23 protein-coding genes are annotated in these 25,609 nt (G+C 68.3%); 7 read left to right on the top strand and 16 right to left on the bottom strand.

Features of this window, described 5'->3' with window-relative positions; all coding sequences use genetic code 11:
* Window positions 1–46: 46 nt before the first annotated feature.
* Window positions 47–340 (bottom strand): helix-turn-helix transcriptional regulator, encoded by a 294-nt coding sequence (locus PBV52_RS19510; protein WP_274239783.1) that lies wholly within the window; start codon window positions 338–340, stop codon window positions 47–49.
* 700 nt (window positions 341–1,040) lie between these two features.
* Between PBV52_RS19510 and PBV52_RS19505 the strand changes: the two genes are divergently transcribed.
* Window positions 1,041–1,628, top strand: a complete 588-nt coding sequence (locus PBV52_RS19505; protein ID WP_274239782.1) for a TetR/AcrR family transcriptional regulator — start codon at window positions 1,041–1,043, stop codon at window positions 1,626–1,628.
* A gap of 182 nt (window positions 1,629–1,810) precedes the next feature.
* On the opposite strand, the gene PBV52_RS19500 is transcribed toward PBV52_RS19505, so the two are convergent.
* Window positions 1,811–2,257, bottom strand: a complete 447-nt coding sequence (locus tag PBV52_RS19500; protein ID WP_274239781.1) for a hypothetical protein — start codon at window positions 2,255–2,257, stop codon at window positions 1,811–1,813.
* 113 nt (window positions 2,258–2,370) lie between these two features.
* Here PBV52_RS19500 and PBV52_RS19495 point away from each other — a divergent pair, with 113 nt between their 5' ends.
* Window positions 2,371–2,997 carry a TetR/AcrR family transcriptional regulator gene (locus tag PBV52_RS19495; protein WP_274239780.1) on the top strand — a complete coding sequence of 209 codons (627 nt, stop codon included), beginning with the start codon at window positions 2,371–2,373 and terminating at the stop codon, window positions 2,995–2,997.
* Between the two features lie 265 nt (window positions 2,998–3,262).
* On the opposite strand, the gene PBV52_RS19490 is transcribed toward PBV52_RS19495, so the two are convergent.
* The 4 genes from PBV52_RS19490 to PBV52_RS19475 all read right to left on the bottom strand — a co-directional run bounded on the left by PBV52_RS19490 (window position 3,263) and on the right by PBV52_RS19475 (window position 7,900).
* Window positions 3,263–4,573 (bottom strand): YhgE/Pip domain-containing protein, encoded by a 1,311-nt coding sequence (locus PBV52_RS19490; protein WP_274239779.1) that lies wholly within the window; start codon window positions 4,571–4,573, stop codon window positions 3,263–3,265.
* Window positions 4,574–5,147: 574 nt separating this feature from the next.
* Window positions 5,148–6,053, bottom strand: coding sequence for a LysR family transcriptional regulator (locus PBV52_RS19485; protein ID WP_274239778.1), 906 nt, complete (start codon window positions 6,051–6,053; stop codon window positions 5,148–5,150).
* A 93-nt stretch (window positions 6,054–6,146) separates the two neighbouring features.
* Window positions 6,147–7,082: a dihydrodipicolinate synthase family protein gene (locus PBV52_RS19480; RefSeq protein WP_274239777.1), complete on the bottom strand. Its 936-nt coding sequence runs from the start codon at window positions 7,080–7,082 to the stop codon at window positions 6,147–6,149.
* 32 nt (window positions 7,083–7,114) lie between these two features.
* Complete coding sequence (locus PBV52_RS19475) at window positions 7,115–7,900, bottom strand: SDR family oxidoreductase (protein WP_274239776.1); 786 nt, start codon at window positions 7,898–7,900, stop codon at window positions 7,115–7,117.
* 250 nt (window positions 7,901–8,150) lie between these two features.
* Between PBV52_RS19475 and PBV52_RS19470 the strand changes: the two genes are divergently transcribed.
* Both PBV52_RS19470 and PBV52_RS19465 read left to right on the top strand, forming a co-directional pair.
* Complete coding sequence (locus PBV52_RS19470; RefSeq protein WP_274239775.1) at window positions 8,151–9,254, top strand: zinc-binding dehydrogenase; 1,104 nt, start codon at window positions 8,151–8,153, stop codon at window positions 9,252–9,254.
* Window positions 9,244–10,422 carry a DUF3500 domain-containing protein gene (locus PBV52_RS19465; RefSeq protein ID WP_274239773.1) on the top strand — a complete coding sequence of 393 codons (1,179 nt, stop codon included), beginning with the start codon at window positions 9,244–9,246 and terminating at the stop codon, window positions 10,420–10,422. The genes PBV52_RS19470 and PBV52_RS19465 overlap by 11 nt, the downstream gene beginning before the upstream one ends.
* Before the next feature lie 114 nt (window positions 10,423–10,536).
* On the opposite strand, the gene PBV52_RS19460 is transcribed toward PBV52_RS19465, so the two are convergent.
* The 5 genes from PBV52_RS19460 to PBV52_RS19440 all read right to left on the bottom strand — a co-directional run bounded on the left by PBV52_RS19460 (window position 10,537) and on the right by PBV52_RS19440 (window position 15,893).
* On the bottom strand, window positions 10,537–11,061 hold the full coding sequence (locus PBV52_RS19460; protein ID WP_274239771.1) for a TetR/AcrR family transcriptional regulator C-terminal domain-containing protein: 525 nt from the start codon (window positions 11,059–11,061) through the stop codon (window positions 10,537–10,539).
* Between the two features lie 156 nt (window positions 11,062–11,217).
* Window positions 11,218–12,543 (bottom strand): amidohydrolase family protein, encoded by a 1,326-nt coding sequence (locus PBV52_RS19455; RefSeq protein WP_274239769.1) that lies wholly within the window; start codon window positions 12,541–12,543, stop codon window positions 11,218–11,220.
* Window positions 12,540–14,138, bottom strand: a complete 1,599-nt coding sequence (locus tag PBV52_RS19450; protein ID WP_274239768.1) for an FAD-dependent oxidoreductase — start codon at window positions 14,136–14,138, stop codon at window positions 12,540–12,542. The genes PBV52_RS19455 and PBV52_RS19450 overlap by 4 nt, the downstream gene beginning before the upstream one ends.
* On the bottom strand, window positions 14,135–15,040 hold the full coding sequence (locus PBV52_RS19445) for an alpha/beta fold hydrolase (RefSeq protein ID WP_274239767.1): 906 nt from the start codon (window positions 15,038–15,040) through the stop codon (window positions 14,135–14,137). The genes PBV52_RS19450 and PBV52_RS19445 overlap by 4 nt, the downstream gene beginning before the upstream one ends.
* 19 nt (window positions 15,041–15,059) lie before the next feature.
* A complete protein-coding gene (locus tag PBV52_RS19440; RefSeq protein WP_274239766.1) occupies window positions 15,060–15,893 on the bottom strand; it encodes an alpha/beta fold hydrolase in 834 nt (277 codons plus the stop codon).
* A gap of 83 nt (window positions 15,894–15,976) precedes the next feature.
* Between PBV52_RS19440 and PBV52_RS19435 the strand changes: the two genes are divergently transcribed.
* The 3 genes from PBV52_RS19435 (at window position 15,977) to PBV52_RS19430 (ending at window position 18,864) form a co-directional block, all read left to right on the top strand.
* Entirely contained in the window at window positions 15,977–16,417 is a 441-nt protein-coding gene (locus PBV52_RS19435) for a TetR/AcrR family transcriptional regulator (protein ID WP_306801430.1), read from the top strand.
* On the top strand, window positions 16,414–16,644 hold the full coding sequence (locus PBV52_RS51410) for a TetR/AcrR family transcriptional regulator C-terminal domain-containing protein (RefSeq protein ID WP_306801429.1): 231 nt from the start codon (window positions 16,414–16,416) through the stop codon (window positions 16,642–16,644). Before PBV52_RS19435 ends, PBV52_RS51410 begins: the two co-directional genes overlap by 4 nt.
* A 312-nt stretch (window positions 16,645–16,956) precedes the next feature.
* Window positions 16,957–18,864, top strand: coding sequence for a hypothetical protein (locus tag PBV52_RS19430; RefSeq protein ID WP_274239765.1), 1,908 nt, complete (start codon window positions 16,957–16,959; stop codon window positions 18,862–18,864).
* Window positions 18,865–19,047: 183 nt separating this feature from the next.
* Here PBV52_RS19430 and PBV52_RS19425 read toward each other — a convergent pair whose 3' ends face one another.
* The 5 genes from PBV52_RS19425 to PBV52_RS19405 all read right to left on the bottom strand — a co-directional run bounded on the left by PBV52_RS19425 (window position 19,048) and on the right by PBV52_RS19405 (window position 25,337).
* On the bottom strand, window positions 19,048–19,257 hold the full coding sequence (locus tag PBV52_RS19425; RefSeq protein ID WP_274239764.1) for a hypothetical protein: 210 nt from the start codon (window positions 19,255–19,257) through the stop codon (window positions 19,048–19,050).
* 46 nt (window positions 19,258–19,303) lie between these two features.
* The gene (locus PBV52_RS19420; RefSeq protein WP_274239763.1) at window positions 19,304–20,071 is read right to left on the bottom strand and encodes a hypothetical protein; all 768 of its coding nucleotides are present in this window, start codon (window positions 20,069–20,071) and stop codon (window positions 19,304–19,306) included.
* Between the two features lie 3 nt (window positions 20,072–20,074).
* A complete protein-coding gene (locus PBV52_RS19415; RefSeq protein ID WP_274239762.1) occupies window positions 20,075–22,027 on the bottom strand; it encodes a hypothetical protein in 1,953 nt (650 codons plus the stop codon).
* Between the two features lie 128 nt (window positions 22,028–22,155).
* A complete protein-coding gene (locus PBV52_RS19410) occupies window positions 22,156–22,587 on the bottom strand; it encodes a hypothetical protein (protein ID WP_274239761.1) in 432 nt (143 codons plus the stop codon).
* A gap of 398 nt (window positions 22,588–22,985) precedes the next feature.
* Window positions 22,986–25,337, bottom strand: a complete 2,352-nt coding sequence (locus PBV52_RS19405; protein ID WP_274239760.1) for a S8 family peptidase — start codon at window positions 25,335–25,337, stop codon at window positions 22,986–22,988.
* Between the last annotated feature and the right edge of the window lie 272 nt (window positions 25,338–25,609).

Here is a 25,609-nt window from a genome sequence, read left to right as displayed (position 1 = left end):
GGGGATACCTGCTGTGGTCGGGGCGGACTGCCGACCCGGCCCGCGTCTACTCGGGGGCTTCCTGAAGATCGCTGACACCGCTCTCCGGGGACTCGCCGGGAGCGGGGATCTTCCACTCCAGATGGTCCGGCCACAGCATGACGCCCAGCGCGCCCTCCAGATCCACCACGGTGAGCATGTCCGGCCACACCGTCCCGTTGAGAACGTTCGCGATCACCTGACGATTGACTCCGCTCTTGCGCGCCAGCGCGTTCGCGCTCATCTGCTGATCCGTCATGGCCTCGGCGAGCCTGCGCGCGATGGCCTGGGCGACGAGGGCGCCGCGGTGCGGCTGCATCATGGCATGCGGCCAGCCACCGCTGACCACGTAGTCTCTCGGCTTTTGCGCACGTCTCGTTCCTCCAGGCACCCGACAAGTGTGGCTGAGACACCCTCCCGATGCGCGCCACCCCCGCCATGCTACTGATGTAGCACCCCTTGGACTGGCTATTCATACGGCTGATTTGTCGGCACCTGCTTGCGGGAGATGGCAGCGGGGCGGTGTATGCGCGTCGGCCAACAGTGAAGGCACCTGGGGGTGCGGTTGTTCTGCGTCATCCGGGGAAGCGCTCCTCCGCGGCGAGGTTTCCTTCCTTCCGGCCGTGGCCCTGGCAGGCTGGGCCAGGCCGAGCAGCGGCACGGCGGCCTACGTGCCGGGCCGCCCGTTGGTCAGCGGCGATGGCCGCCGTGCGATCGCTGTGGTGGGCGAGATCAGGGGGGAGTGTGCTCGGTTGCCGTGTCCGCTTACGCCTACGGCTGCCGCGGGCCCTCCGGGGGCGCGCCCGCTCGGGCAGTGCCCGGAGGGGCGCGGCGGCGCTCCTCGCGACCGGGATGACTTGAAGTTGTTGCTGGGGTCGGGTGCGGAGACGACCGTGTGGCTCGCTTGGATCGCGCACTTGAGATCGTCCTGGTCCGTGACATCCCCGATGGGGACCGTGATGGTGGACGAGGGCGGTGTTGCCGTTTCGGTCACTAGCTGACCGAAACGGTAACCTTTGGTCATGAAGCCAACCGTGAGGCCCACCAGCGAGGAGATCGATCGTGCCCTGATCGACGTGGCGGCCTTCGTCTTTGCGCGGCACGGGTTCGCTCAGGGCCCCGTGCAGGCGATCGCTGACGGTGCCGGCTACTCCAAGGCGGCTGTGCTGAAGCGTTTCGGCTCGAAGGAGCGGATTCAGGACGCCGTGGTGGCTCGCGCGGAGGAACATGCCGCACGAGTGGCGGCTGCGGGTGAGGGCCTCCCGGTCGGGCTCGAGCGGGACGCCGCCCTGCTCGGTGCGCTGGTCGAGCTGATCGAGGAGTGGCCGGGGACTGGTGCGCTCATGGCCGGCGCCTTCTGGCTGACGCGAGAGCCCGAGATCATGCAGCGCCTCTCCGGGGCGCAGCGCATGTTGATGGAAGCCTTTGATCCCGATGTCTGGACTGATGAGGAACGGCATGTGCGGGTGGTGTCCGCGATCGGTGCTGTGACGGTCACGATGATGGCGAACCGTGAGGCCAGGTGGACCGAGCGCACCGATGTGGTGATTGCCGCGGGCCTTGGCGCACTGGGCCACAGGGGCAACGGCGATGCCGGCACGGGTGATTGAGACACTGCGACGGGGTAGCCGGCGCTGCAGTACGGAACAACGGGCCCGGCGACCAGTGCGCAGCGTCGGCTGAGGCAATGCTGCGTCACTTGTACAGTTCGGCCGGGGCAGGGTGCCCGACGTGGCTCGAGGAGCCACTCGTCATGGCTCGCTGACCGCACCCGCCTGGCAGTGACGACGGCTCAGGATCTCGGCTTGAAGTACTCCTTCGTCAAGAGGGTGGACTTGAGGTGCAGAAGGTCGGCCTCGGGTTGGCCGGGGCGCCCGCAGAGGAACACCGTAAATGGCCAGCGTCCATGCCCGCTTCTTTTTCTGTGGCAGCGCCGGCGCATCAGGAGGCGGCGGCTCCCTGTGCAGGCGGCACGGTGGCAGACAGCTGCTGTCGGTGCAGCCAGTCGCCGATCACGGTGCAGGCGTGTTCGCGGTGGCCTGCGGCGGGAGAGCAGGACGTCGTGGAGGGCGCCAGGGAAGGGGACGACGGTGGTTTCGCTGCCGAGGCCACCCGACCAGCGGGCAATCCGGGCGACGTCCAGGACGGTATCGGAGCGGTCGCCGACCTCGGACGAGCGGTCGTCGATGGGCTGATCGAAGGGGGCGCCGCCGCTCCATGCCCAACCGGCGATCTCCATACTGGATACGGTGTTGCTGTTATGGTGCTGGCCGAGGAGGTGGACGTTCAGTGGCAGCAGCTGGTCCTGTGCGAGCGACCACGGCATCGGCTCGGCGCCCGGGGCGTCCGCCCGTGCCGCTGGAGCGCATCGTCTCTACCGCACTGCAGATCGTGGACGATGAAGGGGCCGACGCTCTCTCGATGCGGACGCTGGCCCAGCGCCTGGGCTCCGGCACGGCGACGCTGTACCGGCATTTCGACAACCGGGCAGCGCTGGTCGCTCATGTCGTGGACCGCATGTTCGGCGCCGTGGAACTGAAGGGCGACGAACTCCTCGCGATGGGCTGGCAGCAAGCGCTGCGGACGGTCGCGCACACCATGTTCGAGGCCCTGGCCCGGCACCGGAACGCGGCGCGCCTGATGGTCGAAGAGATTCCCCTGGGGCCGAACGCCATGGCGCTGCGGGAGCACTGTGTCGCGGCGCTGCTCGACAGCGGCTTCTCGCCGCGACTGGCCGCGCACGCCTTTGCCACCCTCTCCCGCTACGTCCTCGGATTCGCCATACAGGTCAACGGTCATGGCGGCGGCGGGCAACTCGACGACGCGCAACTGTCCGCCGTCTTTCAGAGCGTCGATCCAGCCTTGTTCCCGGCAACGGTCACCGTCGCCGGGTCGATGCCCGTTCCGATCGAGGACGAGTTCTCCTTCGGACTCGAACTCCTTCTCAGCGGGCTTGCCCACCTGCGCGACGACGCCTGACCAGCCAGGACGATGCGAACCTGAGGCCGCCCGCCTGCGGAGTCATCCCGGTCGGCATGGAGCGAGGCTGTCAGGGACTCGTGATCGACCCGCCGGCCCCGGCCAAGGGCGAATGCGCCGGCCGAACCGGCCCACCGGTGCCCGCGCGAGGAAAGCCGTCTGCCCCGGGCACTCAACGTTGCAGTGCCCGGGACAGACGAGTCAAACAGCCGCTCGTGGTGCGCCTACAGGGATGCTGTGGAACATCCCTAGCGGAGTCTGTCCGTCACTGCGCGGCGGCGGCAGGGGCGCTGTGCTTCCTGGTCAGCCCTTTGAGGTCGTAGGCACGAGTACCCGCGGCCCCGAAGAGGAGGCCGAGGACAAGCGCGATCACGGAGGCCAACACGGCACGCGTCAGCCCCGAATCCCAGGTGGCTCCGAAGTACAGGATCGAGCGCGTACCCAGATAGATCTGGTGCATGGGCTCGAACGAGCTGAGGAAGCGGACGAAGGGGGGCATGGCTTCCGGCGGTGTCGTACCCCCGGAGCTGGGGATCGACAGCACGATGAAGAGGAAGAGGTTGACCACCATGCCCAGACTGCCCAGCAGGGCGAGAATCGCCTGAGCAACCACTGCGACGGCCGAGATGCTCAGCACGCTGAACAGCCACAGCGCCCCTGGATGGTCCAGCGGCATGCCGATCCAGTCCGCGATCCCCAGATAGACACTGCTGACGAGCACCGCGATACCCGTCATGATTCCCCACTTCAAAACAAGGGTGGCCAGGCGGCTGCGACCCGAGTGGCTTTCCATGCGGTAGAGCGGACCGATCTCCGACGGAGCGAAACCGAGCTGGGAGTCGACGAGACTGGTGGCGATCAGGGAGCCCGTGAACCCGGCCAGCGCCAGCAGGAGGGCGTAGTAGAAGGCCGAGAGGCCGCCGCCGGTCCCGTCGGGAACCGCCTTGAACGGCGTGACATGCACCGGCATCGGTTCGGACAGAACGATGCGTGCCGTTCCTGTGACGGACTGGCTGCCGGATGCCGCCTTGTCCCCGGCCTGTGTCGCAGTGGCGAGCAGTTGCTTGCCCACGGTCTGGTTCGCCTCGGCCAGTGCCTGAGAAGCGAAGGAATTGACGACGGACACGCTGGAAGTGTTCGCGAGGGGATTGGTGTACACGGTGACCGCGGGCTGCTGTGCGGCCCCACCGGTCGCCGCGCTCTCCGTGAGAGCCACCAGCTTCTTGCTCAGGTCCGAGGACAGAACGATCGCGCCGTAGAGCTTCCCCTTGCCCATGTCCTCCTTCGCTGCGGCAAGGCTGACGAAGCGTAGATCGAACTTGTCGTCATCGACCCCCTTGCGCAGGCCGTCGGAGATCTGCTCGCCGACGTCGATGTGCTGCCCCGATGGGCTCGTGGCTCCGGTATCGGCGTTGACGACCGCTACGGGAAAGCCGTTGAGCTCTTTGGAGGAGTTGACCGTTGACCCCAGATACAACGCTGCCAGGGCAGCCATGACCACGGTGACGATGACTGCCGGGGTCAGCCACAACCGCGGCCCCAGCCTGCTTCCTGCGGGCTCGTTGTCGTTCGTCATGGTGTGCACATCCCTTTGGGTGACCATTTCGGTTACTAGGTGACCAGGATGGTAACCATGCTGCGTAAAGTCAAATGCAAAGGCCCCCGGCACGGGTTCGCCCAGGGCACCTCGTGTCGAGGACACATGGCGCTCATCGGTGCGGCCGGGCGCCGGACGGCCTGAGGGCTGAGAGCGGGATGCTGTGGTTCTCCAGGCCTTGATCGGTGTGATCGCGACGTGGCCGTGAACCGGCGCGCTCATCATCGGTGCCTTCCGGCTGACGCTGGAGCCAGGAGTCGTGGAACGTCTGGCTGCCGCACGGCACATGCATGATGGATGCATTCGGTCAGCGTGCGGGGACGGACGAGGAACGGCACGTCCGTGGCGTCGCTGCCCTCGGCGCCGTGACCGTCGTCATGATGGCGAACCGTGATTCCAGTTGGGCCGATCTCGCCGGCGTCGTACGGATTGCCGTGCTCGGGGCCCTGGACCGAGGTTCTGACAGCGCTGGCGGCAAGGCTGGCTGGCCGGCACACTTCGCTCGCAGCCGGGGCCCTTTCCTGCGCGGCGAGCGCAGTTGGGCATCATGCCGCTAGAAGCGGATTGCCCCTTCGGGCAGATCCCGTTCAGCAGTGAGCGGCAGCTCCAAAGAGGTGAGCATGTCCCGGTACCGCTCGGCCAGTTGGGTGGGGAGCTTTCTGCTGAACACCACCAGCTCCCGGAAATAGCCGGGCCCGATCCGCCGGGCGTGCCTCGACCAGCGCAGCGGCACCGCGTTCTCCGGTGTCACCGTCACGCCGATCCCCTCGACCGTGAACAGGAGCGCTGCGGAGACTTGGCCCGTCCGTGCGACGGCGCGCGGCGTGAACCCGAGGTGCCCTGCCAGGCGGTCCACCACTTCGCTCATGCCCTGTTCCTGCTCGTAGAGCACCCAGTCGGCAGCGGCCAGTTCGGCCGGATCAGCCGCTGTCCCCGCCGGGTATTCGGCCGAGCCGGTCACCACCATCTCCTCATATCCCAGGGAGACGACGGGCCCCTCCCACGGGTCGGGCCGTGGACCGACCGCGATGTCGCCCTGGCCACTGCGCATGGCCTCTTCGAGGTCCCGGCGGTGGGAGTAGTCGTGCAGTCTCAGCACGGTGGAGGGGTACGTCGAGTGCCAGCGCGCCGCGGACGGCGGCAGGATCCCCGAGGCGACGGACCGTACGGTCAGGACGTGGACGTCGCCCTGACGGCCCTCCACCACCTCGCGCACCGAGTCCTGGGCGTCCTGAACCGCACGGACGACGTTCTGTGCTCGGGACAGAAAGACACGGCCCGCGGGAGTCAGCGTCACCCCTTGCCGGCCGCGCTCCAGCAGGACCGCGCCCAGCTCCTTCTCCAGGGCCCCGATCTGCTGGGAGAGCGAAGGCTGCGTGACATAGAGCCGCGCAGCCGCTCCGCTGAAGGAGCCCGCCTCCCAGACCGCGAGGAAGTACTCCAGCTGACGTAGCTGCATGTGATCAAGTTACTCGGCCGAGCGTTGCCCAGTACTCGGCGGGGCTAGGTGACGTGGTGCCGTACTGCTGTGCTGAGGGGTGTTGCCTGTGCGTCATGCCATGAGTGCGACCCTGCTGTCCTTACGGGTGAGCCGGGACAGCAAGTAGTCGACCTCGGTGCGGGCACGCGCCGACAGCGCGGCCCCGGGCTTGCGCTGGGTGTCGGAGGCCAGGATTCCGCGGCGCTTCATGACGTACTTGCGCACGGCCAGGCCGATGCCCGGTTGCTGTTCGTAGCGCAGCAGGGGCAGGTGGGCGTCGAAGATGTCATGGGCGGCATCACGATCGCCGGCGGCGGTGTGGCGTACGACGTCGACGAGGAGTTCGGGCACGCAGTAGCCCGTCATCGCTCCGTCGGCTCCGCGTTCGGTCTCGAAGTCCAGGAAGAGACCGCCGTTTCCGCACAGGATCGACAGGCGGGGCATCGCTCCGTCGGCTTCGAGTTGCCGGAGTGCGCTGATCTTCTCCAAGCCCGGCCAGTCCTCGTGCTTGAGCATCACGCACCCTGGCGCGGCGTTCGCGATGCGGGCGATGACGGCAGGGGACATGACGACGGAGAACGACAGCGGATAGTCCTGGATCACGAACGGCACGTCCGCGCCGATGGCGCCCGCCGCTCCCTCGTAGTAGCTCACGATCTGGTCGTCGGTACGCAGCGTGTTCGGCGGGGCGATCATGACGCCGCCGGCACCGGCTGACATGACGTCGACCGCGAGAGCCCGCATGGCGGCGTAGCCGGGTGCGGAGACGCCCACGATGATCGGCAGATCGGTGCGCTTGATGACGTGCTGGACGATGCGCACGCCCTCCTCGTGGGACAGCTTGGGTGCTTCGCCCATCTGGCCCAGGAGAGTCAGTCCGGTGACGCCGGCGTCGCCGTAGAAGTCGACGAGTCGGCTGAGTGAGTCGAAATCGATTGCGCCTTCCTCGTCGAAGGGCGTTGGTGCGATGGCGAAAACACCATTGGTGTTGCGGTCCACGGGTGCCATTGTTCTGCCTCCTCAGAAGTCCGATGTCTTTTTCAGAGGCTGGCGATGAGTCCGCCGTCGACGCGAATGACCGAGCCTGTGATGTAAGAGGCCTGGACGCTTGCGAGGAAGGCGACGGCGGCGGCGTATTCCCGCGGTTCGCCGTAGCGGCCCACAGGGATCGACGCGACGCTCTCGGCGGACGTCTCCGCGACGGACTTGCCCTCCCGATCGGCCTTGGCCTGGTCGAGGAACTTGATCCGCTGGGTGCCGATCCGTCCCGGAACGACCACGTTGCAGGTGACACCCTCGGCCGCGACTTCCCGGGCCAGCGTCTTGGACCAGCCGAGCAGGCTGCCCCGCAAGGCGTTCGACAGCCCAAGGTTGGGGATGGGGGCGATCACCCCCGAGCTGGCGCTGGTGATGATCCTGCCCCAGCCGCGGCTCCGCATCAGCGGCACGACCCTGTCCGTGATCGCGATGACGGACAGCACCATGGACTGGAAGTGCCTCAGCCAGAGTTCAGGGTCCTGCCCCGCAACCGGCGAGGGCGGCGGCCCTCCCGTGTTGTTGACCAGGATGTCCACGGGACCGAGCGCCCCTTCGACTGCCGTGATGTGCTGGTCGATCGCGCCCAGGTCCGCGAGGTCCCATTCCAGGGGCACGGCTTTCCCGCCCGCGTCGGCCACCGCCTCGGCGGTGCTCTCTGCGGCCTGTGGGCTGATGTCCGCGACGGCGACAGCGGCGCCTTCCGCGGCGAGAGCCTGGGCGATCGCGCCGCCGAGACCCCCACCTCCGCCCAGTACGAGCGCGGTCTTGCCCGAAATTCCCAGATCCACAGCTTCGCTCCTTGGGCGGTGGCCCCGTTCCCTGGCCGTACGGCCGACGGCTACGTCCGTCGTTTCCACATGACACTGCCACGAGGTTGTGGTGGGTCTCCAATAGGAATCTCTCGCGACATGCATAAGGGATGCCTATGCGCCGCGAATAGGGAATAGGCGTTGCCGGCGTGCAAGATGAGGTGGGGAATAGGGCCGTTTCGGCCCGTCGATTCCCGACGCATGTTCATGGCCGTAACTGGAGGCCCCTATGTCCTTGCCGGAAACCATGCAGGCCGCGGTGCTGGGCGAGCCCGGCACCCTCGCCGTCACGACGCTGCCCGTGCCGCAGGTGGGACCGGAAGACGTTCTGGTACACGTCCGCAGGGCGTCCCTGTGCGGAACGGACTTGAAGATCCGCAGTCGGCACTTCTTCAAGGACGGCGGCCCGGCCGCGGGCGAGTTCGTACCCGGCCACGAGTACGCCGGCGTCGTCGCCGCGGTGGGCAGTGCCGTGGACGAGCTCCGGGTCGGCGACCGGGTGGTGACGGAAGCCCACCGCGGCTGCATGCGCTGCGCCAACTGCCTGGCCGGGGCCTACACGGACTGCCTCAACTACGGCCTGCGGCACACCGGGCACCGCGTGCAGGGGATGACCGTCAACGGGGGCTTCGCGGAGTACGCGCTCAACCACGTGGCGACCCTCCACCGGTTGCCGGACACCGTGGACTTCGACGCCGCAGTCGTCCTCACCACCGTGGGCACCGTGATGCACGCCTTCGACGTGCTAGACACCCTGCTCGTCGGATCCACGGTCGCTGTGATCGGCCCCGGACCGATAGGTCTGCTCGCGGTACAGGTCGCACGTGAACTCGGCGCCAGGACCGTAGCCCTGGCCGGCACGCGGGAAGCCAGGCTCGCCATCGGCAAGTCCTTCGGCGCGGACCTGGTCGTCAACTCCTGGGAGGAGGACGCCGTAGCGGCGGTTCGGGAGGCGACCGACGGGATCGGAGCCGACATCGTCCTGGAGTGCTCTGGCGCCCCGAGTGCGGTGGACGACGCGCTGCGCATGGCCAAGCGGTCCGGGAAGGTCGTCCTCGTCGGCTTCTTCGAAGAGCCCGTACAGGCCGACCTCAACCACGCCGTGATGAACGGCATCTCGATCCAGACGGTCCGCGGCGAGGGCACCGGTTCGGTGGCCCGCGCCGTGGGCCTGGCCGCCCGGGGTCGGCTGCGCACCGCGGAACTGGTCACCCACCATTTCGGGCTGCCCGACGTCGCCGAGGCGTTCGACACCTACGCCGAGCGCCGGGGCAACGCCATCAAGGTCATGCTTGACATCTCCGAGGACCCGGAGTCCACCGGTGGCCGCTGACCGAGAGGGCACCGTGCCCGACGCCCTGGCAGCCGGACGGGAGAAGGCAGCGGCCGCCATGGCCCATGCTGCCACCGCCTGGCTGAACAGCCTGAGCGAGGACCAACTCCCGCTCGCCGCCTACGACTCCCCGCTCCACCCGTATGCGGAGGCCGAGCGGCTGCGTTGGTTCTACACCCCCACCGAACACGGCGGGCTCGCCGTCCGAGACCAGAACGCCCGCCAACAGAGCCTGGCCATGCGGCTGGTGGCCACCGGACTGTCCATCCCGGGCTACGCCACGGTCACCACCGTGATGGGACTGGAGAACGTCCTGGACCAGCTGGAAGGGTGGCGGGTCCACTGGGGCCGGCAGCGCGGACGGGACCCCGGCCTGTACTGGCTGAGGATCTTCGGCCGCCCCGGCGACCGTGTCTGGGCATGGCGGTTCGGCGGCCACCACATCTCCCTGAACAACCTCGTCGTCGCCGGCCGGCTCGTCTCCACGACCCCCTGCTTCATCGGTGCCGACCCGGCCACGACCGAGCTGATCGGAGGCACCCTGCGGCCCTTGCAAGGCCCTGAGGAGACGGCCCGTCAACTGGTCCGCAGTCTGGACCCGGGCCAACTCCAAAGCGCCCTGCTCCACCCGTCCGCAGTCTCGGACATCGTCTCCGGCAACCGCCCACGCGTCGAACACGGCGACACGATGATGCACATGCAGGACCTGTGGCGCGGCCAGTTCGCCGACCCTGAGCTGGACCGGCTTGTCAACGACATCGACCGCCGGGCGGAAGCGGGCAGCGGGTACACCGAGAACGATCACGCGCGCGTGGCCATCACGATTCCCCCCAAAGGCATCAGCGGTCGCGACCTGAACAACGAGCAGCGGCACCTGTTGCGCCGGCTCGTCACCCTCTACACCGGACGGGCACCCGAGTTCCTCGCAGACGCCTACGACACCCACTACGCCTCTGACACCGTCCTCGACGCGGTGCATTTCGGCTGGGCGGGCAGCACGGACGCCGGGGAACCGCACTACTACCGGGTGCAGGACCCTCGCGTCCTCATCGAGTACGACAACACCCAGCGGTACGCCAACCACGCCCACTCGGTGTGGCGTGACCTGACCTCCGACTTCGGACTGGACGTACTCGCCGAACACCGCGCACACATCGCACACGAGTAGGGCGTACTCGGGGGCGCCGTACACACCCGTACCGCCGGTCCACCCCCCCCCCGAAAGAACCAGCACCATGACCACCCTGCTGATCGTCGACGACGAGTCTTCTGCTGTGTCGGGTCAGGTACGGGCGGCAAGCCTGGCTTCGACGCCGTCGAGAAGCGACTGCAGTCCGAAGGACACATACGGGCGAGGGGTGTCTGCGAGGGCGGCGCCGATCGCGAACGTGACGACGCTCTGGGCGGCTTGCTCGGCATCCCGCCTGGTGAGGCCGGACGCCTCGCAGACCGCGAGCAGGTGCTCGTCATGGCGGTCCCTGGCCGGGCCGTCAAGAGGCTGGATGGTCATGGCGGCCAGCAGCCAGGGGTGCCTGAGAAGCATCGAACGCAGGTTGTCGGCCATGGCCAGGAGGGCCGGACGCCATTCGAGGCCGTCGAGAGCGGGGAGAGGCGTCTGCCCCCAGACGGTGTCAGCGGCCAGCAGGAGCAGATCGTGTCGGCTTTTGATGTGCCAGTAGAGTGCCGCCGCGGTGATGCCGAGACGGCTGCCGAGTCTTCGCATGGTCAGACTCTCGATGCCGCCCTCGTCCAGAAGGGCGATGGCCGCCTGGATGATCTGCTCCTGGTGCAGGGCGTCGCGGGGCATCCCCGCAGTAGGCGGCATGGGGCAGCTCACGGGACCTTCTTGCTGTGGGAACGAGGCCGCGGTGTGCGGCTCTGAGGCGCGTGGCCATCGCGCCGACGAGGACGGGGTGTCGTGCGCGTCGGCGCGCGGTTCATGCGTGGGGGCCGTTGCGGTATGTCAGCCGGGAGAGCCCGCGGGCCCGAGGCTGCGCAGCAGGCGCTCTCCGGACTCGCGTAGCTGGTCCTTGACGTCGTCGAGGCCGGATGCGAGCAGGACGTGATCGCGTTTGCGCCAGGTGCCGGCGACCATCACGGCTTCGATGTTGGCGATGTCGGCGTGCAGGACCGTGGCGACCGGGTCGTGCGCCGGCCACAGGTTGAGCGCCCGGGCGTCGACGGCGACCAGGTCGGCCTGCATGCCCACCTCGATCCGGCCCACCTTGTCTGCCAGGCCCAGTGCCTTCGCTCCTTCGACCGTGGCCCAGGCAAGCGCCTGTTTGCTGGTGACAGACGGTGTGTTGGCGTACATGCCGGTCGTCTGCCGGTGATGGGCGTGGTCCAGGCTGCGCTGGTGGGCCAGAGCGATCCGGGCGGCGGTGAGGACCGTGCCGGGTACGGCGGTATCGATGTCGGTGCCCAGGGAGGGTGCCGCGCCCAGGCTCAGCAGGGATCCGGTGATGGGTGTGCCGTGTCCCTGGCCCAGTTCGTTCTCCGGGGTGGTGGTGAAGGTGACGCCCGTCTCGACGAGCGTCTTGATCCAGTCGTCGGGCAGGTCGGCTCCGTGCACGACGTTGGTCAGGGGGCTGAACAGCCCGGCGTTGCGCACGGCTTCCCAGCCGGGTGAGGGTTCGCCGCCGCTCTGGTGCATCGAGACGACGAGGCCGCGTTCCGCGCCGGCCTGGAAGTCGGCCACCGCGGTCTCGGCGGAGGAGTACTGCGGCCCCTGGAGTGCCATGCCCAGAGTGAGGAGGGCGTGGTCGCGGACGGGGCCGTCGAGCAGCCGGTCGATCTCGGCGAGCGGGTGGGGTGTGTCCGGCGAGCGGTAGGGCGTGCCGTGCAGGAAGACGGCGCGGATCCCGGCCTGGATCAGTCCCTCGACGGCCGCGTCGGCGTGTTCGGGCGACAGGGCGTTGTGACACCAGTCGCCGAGTGTGGTCGTACCGCAGTTGATCTGGCTCAGGGCGCCGGCGAGATTGCTGATGTGCATGTCGGCCGGGGTGTAGTGCCCGACGCACTCGCCGTGCAGGTGGGTGAGGTACTCCATCAGCGTCCAGTCGGCGCCCACGGAGCGCAGCGCGGTCTGCCAGGTGTGCAGATGGGCGTTGACCAGGCCGGGGATGAGGACGCGGCCGGAGAAGTCGACGACCTCGGCGTCGGGCGCCTGGATGGTTTCGCCGACGGCGGCGATGGTCTCGCCGTCGACGAGGATGTCGACATGCTCGGCGTCCGGCCGGTCCGGCGTCATTGTGATGACTTGCGCCCCGCGCAGCAGTATGCGGCTCATTCAGTGGCCCCCGAACCGGGGGAGGTGTGGCTCTGCTGGGACATGGTGCGGCTCCTTGCCTGCGGCGTCATTGCCCGCACGGCGGCTTGTGTGGTGGTGAGGAAGTCCCGAGTGGCGATGTGCCCGATGTAGCCGTCGGGACGGATCAGCAGCAGCGTGTCGCCGGTCAGGCCGTAGGCACTCTGCAGCGTGTTCTTGGGGTCGGAGAAGGCGCGGCCGTCGCCCGCGGCCGATCCGACGGTGAGCCGCTTCAGCTGGGCGCCCGTCGTCGGCCAGTCGAGGAGTTCGAGGTTCCGGGCGGCGTAGGGGCCGTAGGCGATGGCGGTGAAGTGCGGTCCCTGGAAGAGGTTGAACAGGCGGGTCTCGGCGCCGTCGGCGCCGAGCAGTCGGGCGTCCGGGGCGCGGTCGCCCACGTGCAGCGTGCTGCTGTCGCTGCTGTCGCCGTCGGCGGGGGCGAGCGGGCCACCGTAGTAGGTCAGGGCGAGCTGCTGCTCGTCCTTGCCGCGCTTCATGCTGGAGGGGTCGAGCTTGGCGATGCCGCCCCATTTCTCCGTGGACAGTCCCAGGACCCGGGCGGCGATCGGCTGCCGCTCGGCCTCGTAGGTGCCCAGCAGGGCCGGGTCGGCTCCGGCGAGGACCTGGCCGAGCTTCCAGCCGAGGTTGTAGCCGTCCTGCATACCGGTGTTCAGGCCCTGGGCGCCGGCTGGGGTGTGGACGTGCGCGGCGTCGCCGACGAGGAAGACACGTCCGCGGCCGTAGTGCTCCGCAAGACGGATGTTGGGCCGGAACACGGACGTCCAGTGGATCTCGTGCAGCTGGATGTGCCGGTTGCGGGTGTGGGAGTGGATCCGGTCGATGATGGCGCCGATCTCCTGGGGCGGCTTCTCGTCGGGCGTGAGCCGGATCATCCACTGGAACATGTCGCTGTGGGGGAGCGGGCAGGCGCCGATGAGCTTGCCGCCGAGGCCGGGCCACATGTGCCACCGGTTGCGGGCCAGGCCACTTACGGAGGCATCCACGATCAGCACGCGCTCGGCCTCGTCCGTCGTCCCGACGAAACCGATGTCGAGCTGCTTGCGCACCACGCTGGAGCCGCCGTCGGCCCCCACGGCATAGCGGGCGACGATCTCCTCGACCCCGTCCGCGCCCGCCACCTTGGCGACCACCGTGTCCTCGTCCTGCGTCAGCTCGGTCAGTTCCTTGCTGAACTCGACCTCGCGGCCGAGCTCACTGAGCCGGGCGTGCAGGGCGCGGTCCGTGCGGAACTGCGGGATCAGCCAGGTGTTCGGGTACGGGACGTCCGGGGTTGCCTCTTTGTGGGGGAACATCTTCCACGGCACACCGATGGGTCCTGCGTGGATCCCGAGCTTGGGATAGATGCCGCCGCCGGCCAGCACGTCGTCGAGAGCGCCGAGGTCTTCGAGGACTTCGAGGCTGCGGGGCTGGATGCCCTTGGCGCGCGAGCCGTCGAAAGCGTGGGGGGACCTGTCGACGATCCGGACGTCGAGTCCGCGGCGTACGAGGTCGATCGCCAAGGCGGAGCCCGAGGGGCCGGCACCGATGATCAGTACGTCGATGGCCTGCGGGCTGTTCATGAGTCGAGCCTTTCGGTGCGTGCGGACACGAACGGGACGAGCTGATCGGCGACGTCGCGAGGCCGTTCGTATGGGGCCATGTGCCCGCATTTGTTAATTACGTGATGTTTCTGAGGCTTCAGCAGAGCGCGTGCTGTGTCGAACTGCACCAGCGGCGTGACGTTGTCCTCGTCGCCCCACAGCAGCAGCGTCGGAATGCCCAGTGCCCCCGTCCGCCGGAAGAGGTCGTCACGGCCGGTGAAAGGCAGGTGCTGCAGGGTGTCGAAGACCGCGTACAGCGAGCCCTCGAAGCGGAGGGTGTCGAGGACCATCTCGGTCAGTTTCGCGCCGAGCTCGGGGTCGCGGACGTTGTGCCCGAGGTGCCCCTGGAGCAGCTGAAGGCCGCGACGGCGGGCGACCACTCCGGCCAGCAGATCGCTGCGCAGCAGCCGGTGGGGGGAGGCCAACCGCGGTTTCGCGAGACCGGCGGGTCCAACGATGGTGAGAGTGGACACCGACGAGCGGTACTGGGCGGCGTACGTCATGCTGACCAGCGCGCCCATGGAGGTGCCGACCAGGTGCAGGGGCCGCGCCGTCAGGCCGAGCCGGTCCGTCAGCTCGGCCAACTGCCGCGTGAACAGTGTCTCGTCGTATCGCGCCTGTACCCGGTCGGAGTAGCCGCGGCCGTAGGCGCTGCAGGTCAGAGTGCGCAGCCCGCGGGCGTGCAGCTCGCTGACGAGGCCGTCCCAGTAGAACAGCGGGATGGTCAGACCGCCCGCCATCAGGACCACATCCCCGTCCTCGGGCCCCGTCAACTCGTAGTGGGTGACGCCGTCGGACAGCTCGATGAAACTGCCGCGCAGCGCATTGCGCGAGTCGGCGGTGAGCTTGCGGTCCTCGCCCGAGGCGACGAAGTGCTTCATGGAACGGGCCTCCTTGCCCTCAGTTCGCGGGGGTGCCGGCGCAGGAGCCGAGGAACTTCGCGATCGCGTCCGCGACCCACTGCGGTTCCTCCTCCGGCAGCAGATGTCCGCCGTGGGGGTGGACGAGCTCCTGGGCGCCGGGGATGTCGCGGGTGAAGTGCTGGCCGTCGATGCTCGCGCTGCGCAGCACCAGCGTGGGCACCGTGATGCGGGGGATCTGCGCGCTGCGGTCCGGCTGGTCGGTGTTGCAGAAGTCGACGAAGGCCGAGCGGTTACCGGGGCGGCTCATGAGCTGATAGGCGCGGTCCACCATGGCGTCGTCCGCGATCTGGGAATGCGGCCCGACGGCCTCGCGCAGGTTGCGTTCGAGTGCCCCGCGCGGCATCACCCGCCTCAGCAGGGGCCGCACCAGCGGGTTGCGGGTCAGGCGCATCCCCGCGGGCACCGTCTTCTCCGGGTAGCCGGTGGCATTGACCAGTACCAGGCCGGTCAGCCGCTCTGGATGATCCAGCGCGACGTTCCAGGCGATGTTGCCGCCCAGGGAATTGCCGGCCAACGCGTAGCGCGGCACGCCCAGCGCCTCCATGAAGCCCGCCACCGTCGCGGCGTACGCCGGGATGCGGTAGTCGCGGTTCTTGCGCGGGCCCGTCAGTCCGAACGCCGGCAGGTCGGGACGGATGACATCGAACGAATCCGACAGTAGATCCGTCGCGCGGTCGAAGTGCTGCAGGGATGAGGCACTGCCGTGCAGCAGCACGAGTGCCGGGCCGTGCCCAGCACGCTTGTAGTGGATCCGCAGTCCGTCCACCTCGACGAACCGGGAATCGGGCTGGGGCTCAGACCAGGTACTCATAATGGCTACACTGTTACCGATAAGATGGTTGTGTCAAGAGGAAGTCCCCGCGTGTTACGGCCACGGTGGTCTTGAGCGAGGAGATGGATCAGTTGGTGCGCCGCGCTGCCGGTCGTCCGCCGGTCCCACCGGACCGGATCGTCGCCATGGCGCTGCGGATCGTCGACGAGGAGGGAGCGGAGGCGCTGTCGATGAGGGGCCTGGCCGAGCGCCTGGGCTCGGGTACGGCGACGCTGTACCGGCATTTCGGCAACAGGGCAGAGCTCGTGGCGCAGGTCGTGGACCACATGTTCGGCCTCGTCGAGCTGGACGATCGGGAACTGGCCTCGGTGAGCTGGCGGCGGTCTCTGAGGGCGATGGCACACGCCATGTTCCGCGCCTTGGGTCGGCACGGGAACGCCGCCCGGCTGCTGGCCGAGCAGATTCCCGTCGGCCCCAACGCGATGGCGCTGCGGGAACGCTGTGTCGCGGTCCTGCTCAAGGCGGGATTCTCGAGGCCTCACTGGCCACGCGCGCGTATGTGACGCTGGCTCGTTACGTATTTGGCCTGGCGATAGAGCTCAACCATGAGAACGGCGCCGGTGGGCCGCGCAACGAGGAGTCGGTCGCTGTCCTGCGGGGCGTGGATCCGGCACGGTTCCCCGCTGTCCACTCGATCGCGGAGGCGTTGCCGGTGCCTGTCGAAGAGGTCTTCTCCTTTGGGTTGGATCTCATCCTCAGGGGGCTGGGGGCCTTCCGTGATGGCGGCTGACCAGGGCAACAGCTGCGTCGAGCGTCAGGTCGTGCCAGTGGCTGCGTCTGTCGAGCGCGATCTTGTCCATCTCGGGAGTGCGGCCGGAGCGTGCGTCGCGCACTGGGCGACCAGGCACATCCCGGCCTGAATGAGCCACGGGCGTCCGGTGATCTTGATTCAGGCGGACTGAGACGTGCCTGGCTTCGCCGGGGGCGCCAGGCTGGGTTATTCGCTTGGCTCTGCCCGTCTTCACGTCGATCCTGGTGACCGCTGGATCGGGATGCCGACAGCCGTGTCCACGACCGGCGTACACGCACGACAGGAGCGCCGATGGACGCCGGAGACCACCTCGCCCAGCAGATCGAGGCCATGCGGCAGATGCTCGCCGACACCGAGCCTGCCGCGCTGCGGACCAGCTATCTGGCCGACCCCTCGGCCGGCAACCCGGTGCTGCAGGGGTCAACGGCGACGGCTCTCGTCGCGCGCTGGAACGCACGCTCCAGCGGATTGTGGGTGCCCGCCTCCTCCCAGGAGCCGGCACCGATCGATCTGACTGCCGTCTTCCTCACACCGGAGGAAATCTTCGGATTCCAGCTGCCCGCCGACTACAGCCGGCGCCAGCTCCAGAGTCTCCCACTGGAAGGGGTTCTGCGCTTCTGCGCCCTGGCCCTCAATGCCCTGGCCGTTCCTGGGGCGTCCGCCAGCGCGGTTGATCGGCAGTTTGTCGAACTGTTGTTCAAGGAGCCGATCCGCGGGCGGGTGCTGAACCTGCTCAGAGATGAGACCCGTCGACTCCTCGTGCCTCAGGCCTTCATGCTCTTGGCCCGTATGGCGGTGCAAGCCTCGCCGGACACGCTCTCGGAAGGCACATCCCAAGGCGACGTCCTGGGAGCCCTGTTCGGCCTCACCCAGAGCATGGGGGTGTTTCCCGAGTCCGGTCCGACCGTCATCGGAGACCGGCCGGGCACGCTGGGCCGGGAGATCATCGCCAACCAGCACTTCAACCACAACTGGTCCGTCGCCGGCTTTCTGGCCCGCTATGCGCGCCGCTGGCTGCAACTGCCCGCCGAGCACCAGGGCGAGCCGGGCATCGTCGATCTCGGCCAGGCCTACCAGGACTGCACCGGCATTCGACTCGAGTCTCTGGCGGCTGTCGCAGGCTTCCTGTGGATGGTCACCACCTCCGGTCGCTTCGTCATCGAACCGGGCGAACTGGCCAGTCTGGACATGCCCGCTGAGGAGGTCGACGCGGTACTGGCAATGATCAGCACCGACCTGACAGGAATACGGCAGGCGGTGCGCAGCGAACGGCCCGAACAGCGCACCGAATGGTCTTTCGACCCGTTCCAGCGGTGGCCGGTCCTCCGTCTGCTCGAGGGTCGGCTGCTCATTCTCGACCCCCGCCACCTGCTCAACCGCGCCTTCGGCTGGCTCCCGATGCTGGACATCAAGTTCCCGCCGCCGCAGCACACCAAGCCCGTCGGCCACCGCAAGCTGGCCGCCAAGGCCGAATCGACCCTGCGTCACCTCAGCGAGGTCTACGTCAGCGAAGTGCTGCACCGGATCACGGGCGATGAAGGCACCACCCGCCGGGTCTACGACGACGCCGAGCTCAAGGCGGCCTACACCACGCAGGGGCAGCGCATCGCCGACGCGGCCATCGACTACCCCGGCACCTGGATCGTCATCGAGGTCACGACATCCCAACTGCGCCGTGAAGCTGCCACCGCCGTGCCCGGCGAATCACAGATCGAGGACATCGACAAGCTCATCGAGGAACTCGACCAGATCGACGCGACCATCACCGCGCTGCGCCGCGACGAGGCCGCGCTCACCGGCACGTCGGCGGCTGGCGACCGCCGCTACCTGCCGCTGCTCGTGCTGCCCGAGGGTTTCCCCGTCAACCCGGTCACCCTCACCGTCATCCGTGAACGCGCCCGCCTGCGGGGGCTTTTGCAGCTGCCGGACATCGATCAGGTGGAGATCGTGGACATCGAAGAGCTGGAAATGATCGAAGGTATCCAGGAGGAGTCCGGCCCCAGCATGCTGGACATCCTGCGCGACAAGCAGTCCGGCAGCCTGCGCAACGCCGCCGTGCGTGACCACATCCTCCACGGCATGCGGCTGCGGCCCGGTCGGCCCGCCCGGCAGTCAGGCCTGTTCGAGGCAGCGCTGAAGCCGCTCGCAGACGCACTGCCGCGCCCACCTCAGGACCAGTCCCGCCGGGAGCACGGATGAAGCAACGGCGGGGCGAGGCCGGTGCTTCGGCGGGCGAAACCCGTAAGAGCATGACCGTTGAGGCTGGTCGACAGTGTTCACGGAACGGACACCGCCGGTCGCCCGCTACAGCGACACCTGCCTGATGCGCCATACCCCCACCACAGCCCACCAACTGCAAGCCCAGATCGCCGGTCCCGGCGCTCACCATTGCCGCGCGGTGGGGTCGTCGATCTCACTCTCCGCCGGGAGGTGGCCGTGCTGCTGATACGGCATGTCGTCGGGATGCCGTTCGAGCCGGGCGCGCCGCCAGGCCACGTCGAAGGACAGGCTGCGGTTGCTGGCCCGGGTCATCCGCCAGGCACGCCAGCTCGTCAGCGGCGAGAGCAGCCACCGCAGTGTGGAGGTGCTCACCGGACCGCCTCGCCCTCGCGTGGAGGACGGACGCCTGCAGCTCTCCTCATGACTCACCCGCCGACTCGGCGGCACCGTGCCCGTTGAGCAGGGCTTGTGCCTTCGCGGCGTGCTGCGGTCGCTGGGCGCTGGTCATGCCGGCGGTCAGGAGGGTGTACAGCATCTGTTTCTGGGCCGGGTCGGGGAAGCTGGCGAGGAACTCGCGCAGCACTTCAACGGCGGCGTGCTCGACAGTGCGCTCGTCCTCGGGGCGGTGCTGGGCGAACACCTCCGCGACACTGGTCACCTCACTGGCGAGGCCGGAGAGCTTGGACCAGTCCACGCCTTCCCGCTCGACCCAGCGCACCAACAGGGCTGCGGGGTCGGCCAGTTCGACCGCGAGCGCATCAGTCTTCTGCCGGCGCAGGGTGTCGGTGACGGCTTGCTGGCGTTGCGCTGCCAGCAGCGTGGCCACGGCCGCGCGGTCGTCCGGCAGCAGATCCAGGATCAGCTCTGCCGTGAACTCGACGGGAGGAGCGGTCGGCAGCTGACGCTGTCGCGCAAGGTGCTGACCCAAGACGTCCCGGGCCGAGGCGAGATCGGCCGGGTCGCAGTCCGTGGAGACCTCACCCGCCGCGCGTCTGAGCGCGGCGCGTACAGCCCCTGCAATCTCCTCGGCAGCGCCCGGATAGGGCGGCTCTGTAAGGACCGTGCCGGTGATCCGGGCGGTGAAGCCGATGCCGGGGCAGGAACTGCGCAGCCTGACCTCGAAACGGGTCAGGCCGCGCCGGACCGCTCTGCGCGCACGGCGGCGCGACCATCGTGTGGAGGCCATGGATCAGGACTCCGCCGACGCCTGCTCATGGGCGGCCTGCACGGCCGACAACGCGGCAGGCAGCCGGAGATCCTTGCGCAGCTCGATGACAGCCTGGCCGTTGGCGACCCCAGGTTCACCGAAGATGAGCGCTGAGATCGGAGTGGAATAGAGGTGCTCCACCACGACCTGGTTGAGGATGTCCGTCATGAGCTCGGTCGGAACGTCCTCCGTCTGGCGGACCTCCGCCCAGGCCGCGAGGAGTTGTCGGCAGTCGTCGTCGACCCGCGTGTCGGCCAGGGCCGCGCTCCAGCCCTCCACGAGCGCTTCCCGCACGTCCTGCTTCTGCTCGGCCGCCGCCAGCATGACCTGGAGAACATAAGGGTCGATGCGCGGATCCAGCAGCGACAGGAACGCCCGGTGCCCTGCCAGGTGCTTCTTCTGCGTAGCCCAGTTGATGACCGTGCTCCACACCCGGGGCAGCTGACCCTCGCGGGCAGCGATGTCCCGCAGCGCCTCCTGCGCCGTCCGCACGGCCTCATCCGGCTCCTGCCGGTCGAGGATGTGCCGCAGCCGAACCAGGGCTTGGCGCGGGTAGTGCTGGGCGAACTCGCCCTGGCAGACCAGGGCGACGACGGTCGCGACGGCCTCCGACTCGTCCCGCGCCGAGTCCAGCAGCAGGGCGCGGACCTGGGCTCCCAGAGCGCCCGCCTCCGCGGCGACGGTCAGGAAGCGGGCGATCAGCTCGCGGTGCTCGGCACTATTGTCGCCATTGTCGATCCACGCGTGGACCTGTTTCACGACACGGATGTCGTTCTCCGCTACGGCCAGTTCGACCAGGAGATCACTGATCGCAGCCAGTCGGCCGGCACCCGGCTCCTTGGGCGCGGTGATGGCGTCCAGCCAGGTCAGCAGGTGCGGGTGGATGTCGGCGCGCTGCTGCCATAGGTGGAGCAGAACGGCGCGGTCATATCCGGGCTTGTGGTCGAGGGTGACGGTCCGCCCGTTGACCTCGGCGCCCATCGTCGTCAGACGGGTGGTCAGATCGGGCCCGGTCAGGATCGTACGGACACTCGTCTCCGGGTCTTCACCGAGGAGCGCCCGGGCGCCGTCCTGAACTGTTAGCGCGTCCGTGTTGTTGAGGAACAAGGACGAGATGAGCAGGGCGCGGTCCTCCGGCTTGTCCGCCGTCGTCTCGAAGACCGTGTTCACATCGGAGCGCCACTCCTGGAATACGCTGACGGCGCGCTTCAGCCCCTCAGGTGAGTCCTCGGCGGAGGCGAGGGTGATGGCCAGCCGGGCTGCGTCCTCGGGACGACTGCTGTCGGTCAGCAGATGAGCCGCCTGACCGGCCAGGTCCTCCTCCGTGGGCGTCCGGCTGAGCCAGCGGATCAGGTCCGGCCGGTGGTGCACGTACTCCAGATGCATCCGGGCCACGCGATGCGCGGACGGCCGGCCCGTGGCACGGGCGACGACCTTGGCGAGGGCCCCCGACACGGTCTCGGGCCACCCGTGCTCGTCGGCGATCACGACAAGGAAGGAGCCCGAGAACCTCAGCTCCTCGGCATAGCCCACCAACTGCTCCGCGATGTGGCCGGGCTTCTGCCAGGAGCTGATCTCCGCCGCCACATCCAGCAAATAGCCCGTGCCCGGCTCATCAGGCAGCACCGAGACGTCCGGGAAACCCGGCCTCTCCCAGTCCGGTACGATCTCCTGGAGCTTGAGCCCTTGGCCCCGGGAGTTCTCTTCCGCCCGGGAGGTCTCCCACAGCGCCTTGATGCCTGCCGTGCGCTTACCGAAACCGGGAGGGCCGGCGACGACTGCCAGTCGGGGCCCGGCTCCGGTGAGACGCTCGATGGCCTTGGCCGCTGTTCCGACTCGCTCGTCCCGCACACTCAGGTCCACCCATGCCCGTCGTACGGCGTCGAGCTCGATCTGCGGGATGTCCTTTACCGGCAACGGAGGCTTGCTCGTCATCGTGACGGAGCCTGCGGCCACGATGATCTTCGAGTTCCGGTTGTTGTCCACCGATACCTGGAGTCCAGGTGCAGAGACGGTGGGAGGAGCGGGAGGTGGCGGGACGGGCCCGGGCACAGTCTCTGCGCTCACCGGCTCCCCTCCGGCGCGCGGTAGTGGATGCCGCCCGAAGCGCTGATGTCACCGCCGGAGATGACGACCTGGCTGTTGGTGTTACCGCGCACACTCGTGCGCGCCCCCTCGCCGTTGTCCACCCCCTTGACCCGGTCGGCCAGGTCCTGCACCTGCTGCGCGGCGTCCGGGTTCTTCTGCAGGAACGCCGCCAACTGGATCGTCAGTTCGTTGCGCAGCTGGCCCTCCACCGACCCGCGCTCGCTGTCCGGGCTGTCGACGAGTCGCTGCCGCGCCGTGTCGATCAGACGCAGCTCCTGCTCGGCGGTCTCCTCCCCGCCCCGCCGGAAGAGGCTGGCCACCGCATCCCGCACGGACTCCCACGTGCTCTTGACCATCTCGGTGACCAGGGCGCCGGCCCCCACACCCGCGACATCCATGATGTTCAACGCGTCCCCCTATCGTCGTTTCCCCTGCTCCGCGAGGTGTGCAGGGGTCGGCGGCATATTTGCCACATCAGGGTGGATGTCGGCGTGGAGGTCGGCAATCGAAAGTATTTGCCACATACGTGAACGCGTAAATCTCAAGCAGGCGGAATCGGTCAGTCATCGCGTGTGGCCAGGAACCTCACGGCAAGCGGGGTGGCGGGGACCGCTGGCGGGAGTGTTGATGCTGGTTGAATAACGCCCTGAACTGGCCAAAGCATAACTTTGGGTTATTGTCCTGAAGTGGGCGCAGTCTGGGTATGTGTCGCCGGAGCATCCGCTATGCGCGTGTTGAAGGAGTGGCGACCGGCGGGGCGTTGACGCTTCGGAGGAAACGGGCTGGCGTCGTCGGCGTGGAGCGGCTACCAGTCGATTTCTGTCTGCACCGGCAGCCCCGTGTCGATCTCGCTACGGACTGCCGGCATGCCAACGATCGGAACATCGAGCTTGTTCGCGATCGGGGTGTACAGGTCGGTCTCGACTTCCTCGGTCTCCAGGGAGACCAGCAGCGCGTACCGCACGGGGCGGCCTACTCGGTCGGTGCGGTTGTTGCTCTTCCACCAGCCACCGGAAGGGTGGACGGCAAGGACGCCGCAGTCGGCGAGGTCTGCCGCCGAGCCCACCCAGAGGTCGGAGTGGAGTGAGCCCTGATTGCGGCCCTGCGGACCGACCAGCCAGTTCTTGTCTCCCTCGAAGGCCTTGGCATGGGCGGGGGTGTCGGATTCTGCCTCGGCCTGCGCGGTGATGCGCCGCTCGAAACCGTCCACCGACTCGCCCGGTGCCCTGATTGCAAAACGCAAGCGGTGCGAGGCGTAGCTGTACTTGCCCTGCATGCCGCGGCGCCCTGGGTTCGGTTCGACGAAGTACGACAGCGTCACACGGAGCTGGACGGTCGCGGCGCCGAGCTCCCGCAACTGCTCCAATGGCCAAGGGAGTTCATGCAGATGAAGCTCCGCCAGGCGCACGCCGCCACCGGGATGCTTCCGGAACGGAACCAATTCGCTCTGCACGATCAGAGTGACGGCGTTGGCAGCGCTGGAGAGCACCCGCTCGGCGCGCGGCACGCCCCAGCCGTAGCGGCGAATGACCTGCTTCATCACCTCCTTCTTCATCAGTCGTGGTCGACCGGTACTCGTGTGCAGACCGTCCGGGCCCGTCATCTCGGGTGTCCAGCGTGCCTCGTGCACCAACAGCCCACGGACAGCTTCAGGAGTCAGACCGGGGTACGCGGCGTGGACGAGAGCGGCGAGGCGGGCGGCTTGAGCGGTGGCGGAACTGGTTGCGTTCGCGGATGAGACCTGTCGGAAGAAGTCCTTGCCGGTGGTGGTCACGCTGACCACATCGTGCGGAGTCAGCAAGGTCTCCCCGGGGTCGACCAGCAGATTCCCGCCCTCCATGAGGATGTCGGGCTTGACCACGGGCTTTCCCGTCAGCGCGACGGATGTCCGGCTGAACGGAGACAGCTGACCGGAGGCGGCGAGCGGTCGGAACCCCGCGAATGAAGGCGCCTCGGGCACGCTGGTGAGTTCGGTGAACGCTCCGACCGTCAGTACGTTGTGCGCGTGCGCGGGCTCTTCGATCCGCGACAGGTCACACAGCTGCAGATGGTCCAACTGTCCCTGGGGGGTGCGGATCTGCTGAGGCTCGGGTCTCCAGATGTTGCCCGCACTGACGACGATCAGCCGTGAGGCGTCCGGATCGGGCGCGCCGATCAGCTCGATGCGGTCGTCGTGCGCCACCACATCCGTTCCGGCGGCGAGTGCGTCGAGAGTCGCGGACCACAGGGTCGGCGTGCCGTCGGTGCCGTTCCTTCCGTCTCCGGACTGGTAGGTGACCGCCATGGAGAACACCCGGGCGCGCGGCGGGCCCGCGCTCAGCGCTGCGACCTCGGCCGTCGACACGGCATTCGCGGTCCTTTCCGCGTGCGTGCGCGGGTGCGCTGCGTCCTCAGTCACACCGTCCAGCAGCTTCACGGACTCCAGCCCATGCGTCAGGACCACGGGCCCCTGGCTTTCCAGCGGCACGGCGAGATCTCCGTAGAGCGCGATCCCCGCCATCTCGGTGCCATGCCCGTGCCGGTCAGCCGCGGTATGGAGGGGCAGAGCGCTGTGCGCTCGCCCATGCAACGAAGCCTTCAGGAGCGGATGCTCCTGGCTCACTCCTGTATCCAGCACACAGACCACAGGTGCGTCAGGCGGGGCGGCCTCGAGGCGCCCGGCGAGGTCGTCTACCAGACTGTGCTGGAAGGAGCGGTCCACCGAGTGCAGCTCCTGGGCGAAGACGGGTCGGCGGATCTCCACCGGGCACGCGTTGGTCCCCAGAATGACCTGCAGTTCCTCACCGGAGGCCTGGACGTGAGCGATGAGACGCTCGCCGACAGCCAGCGCTACCTCAGCGACCGCCCACTGCTTCTCCGCGGCGAGCTCACGCAGGGACGCCACAGGATCGGACTCGACGATCTGCGGATCGAACCACAGCTCCCACCAACGGCGTTCGTCCATCGGCGGCAGAGGATCGCTCTCCTGCCAAAGGTGTTCGAAGAGCGCTCGCTGGACCGTCTCCATGTTGGCGACAAGAGCCGCCTGCTTGGGCGCACCGCTGGTGGTGTTCTGGGTGAACTCTCGTAGCCGCCGGGAGAAATCAGAGACCTGCTCGTAGGGCACCCACACCAACGCATCCTCGGGGCTCTGATCGACAGGCGCATGCACGCTCATGAGCGTCAGACCGGACCTGTCCAGGGCCTCCAGGGTGAGCGCATGGCCGACCGCGGCCTCGACGCGGACCGCGAATCCGTCCGCCCGGTAGGGCTCCGGGACTTCACCGAGGACCTCCACCGCCTCGTCGCGAGCCTGCTCCAGGCCGCCAACCAGGCGGGACACATGCCCCTGCCGATCTGCGGACCGGTCCGCGAGAGGTCCGCCGCCCGCAGGGCGGGGCTGCTTCGGTCGGAGGGTGCGGCCGGGCCACGGAACGAGGAGGTGTGGGG

Origin of the sequence: Streptomyces sp. T12 (assembly GCF_028736035.1) — a bacterium.
Classification (GTDB): Bacteria; Actinomycetota; Actinomycetes; order Streptomycetales; family Streptomycetaceae; genus Streptomyces.
This window is presented reverse-complemented; position numbering and strand designations above follow the sequence as displayed.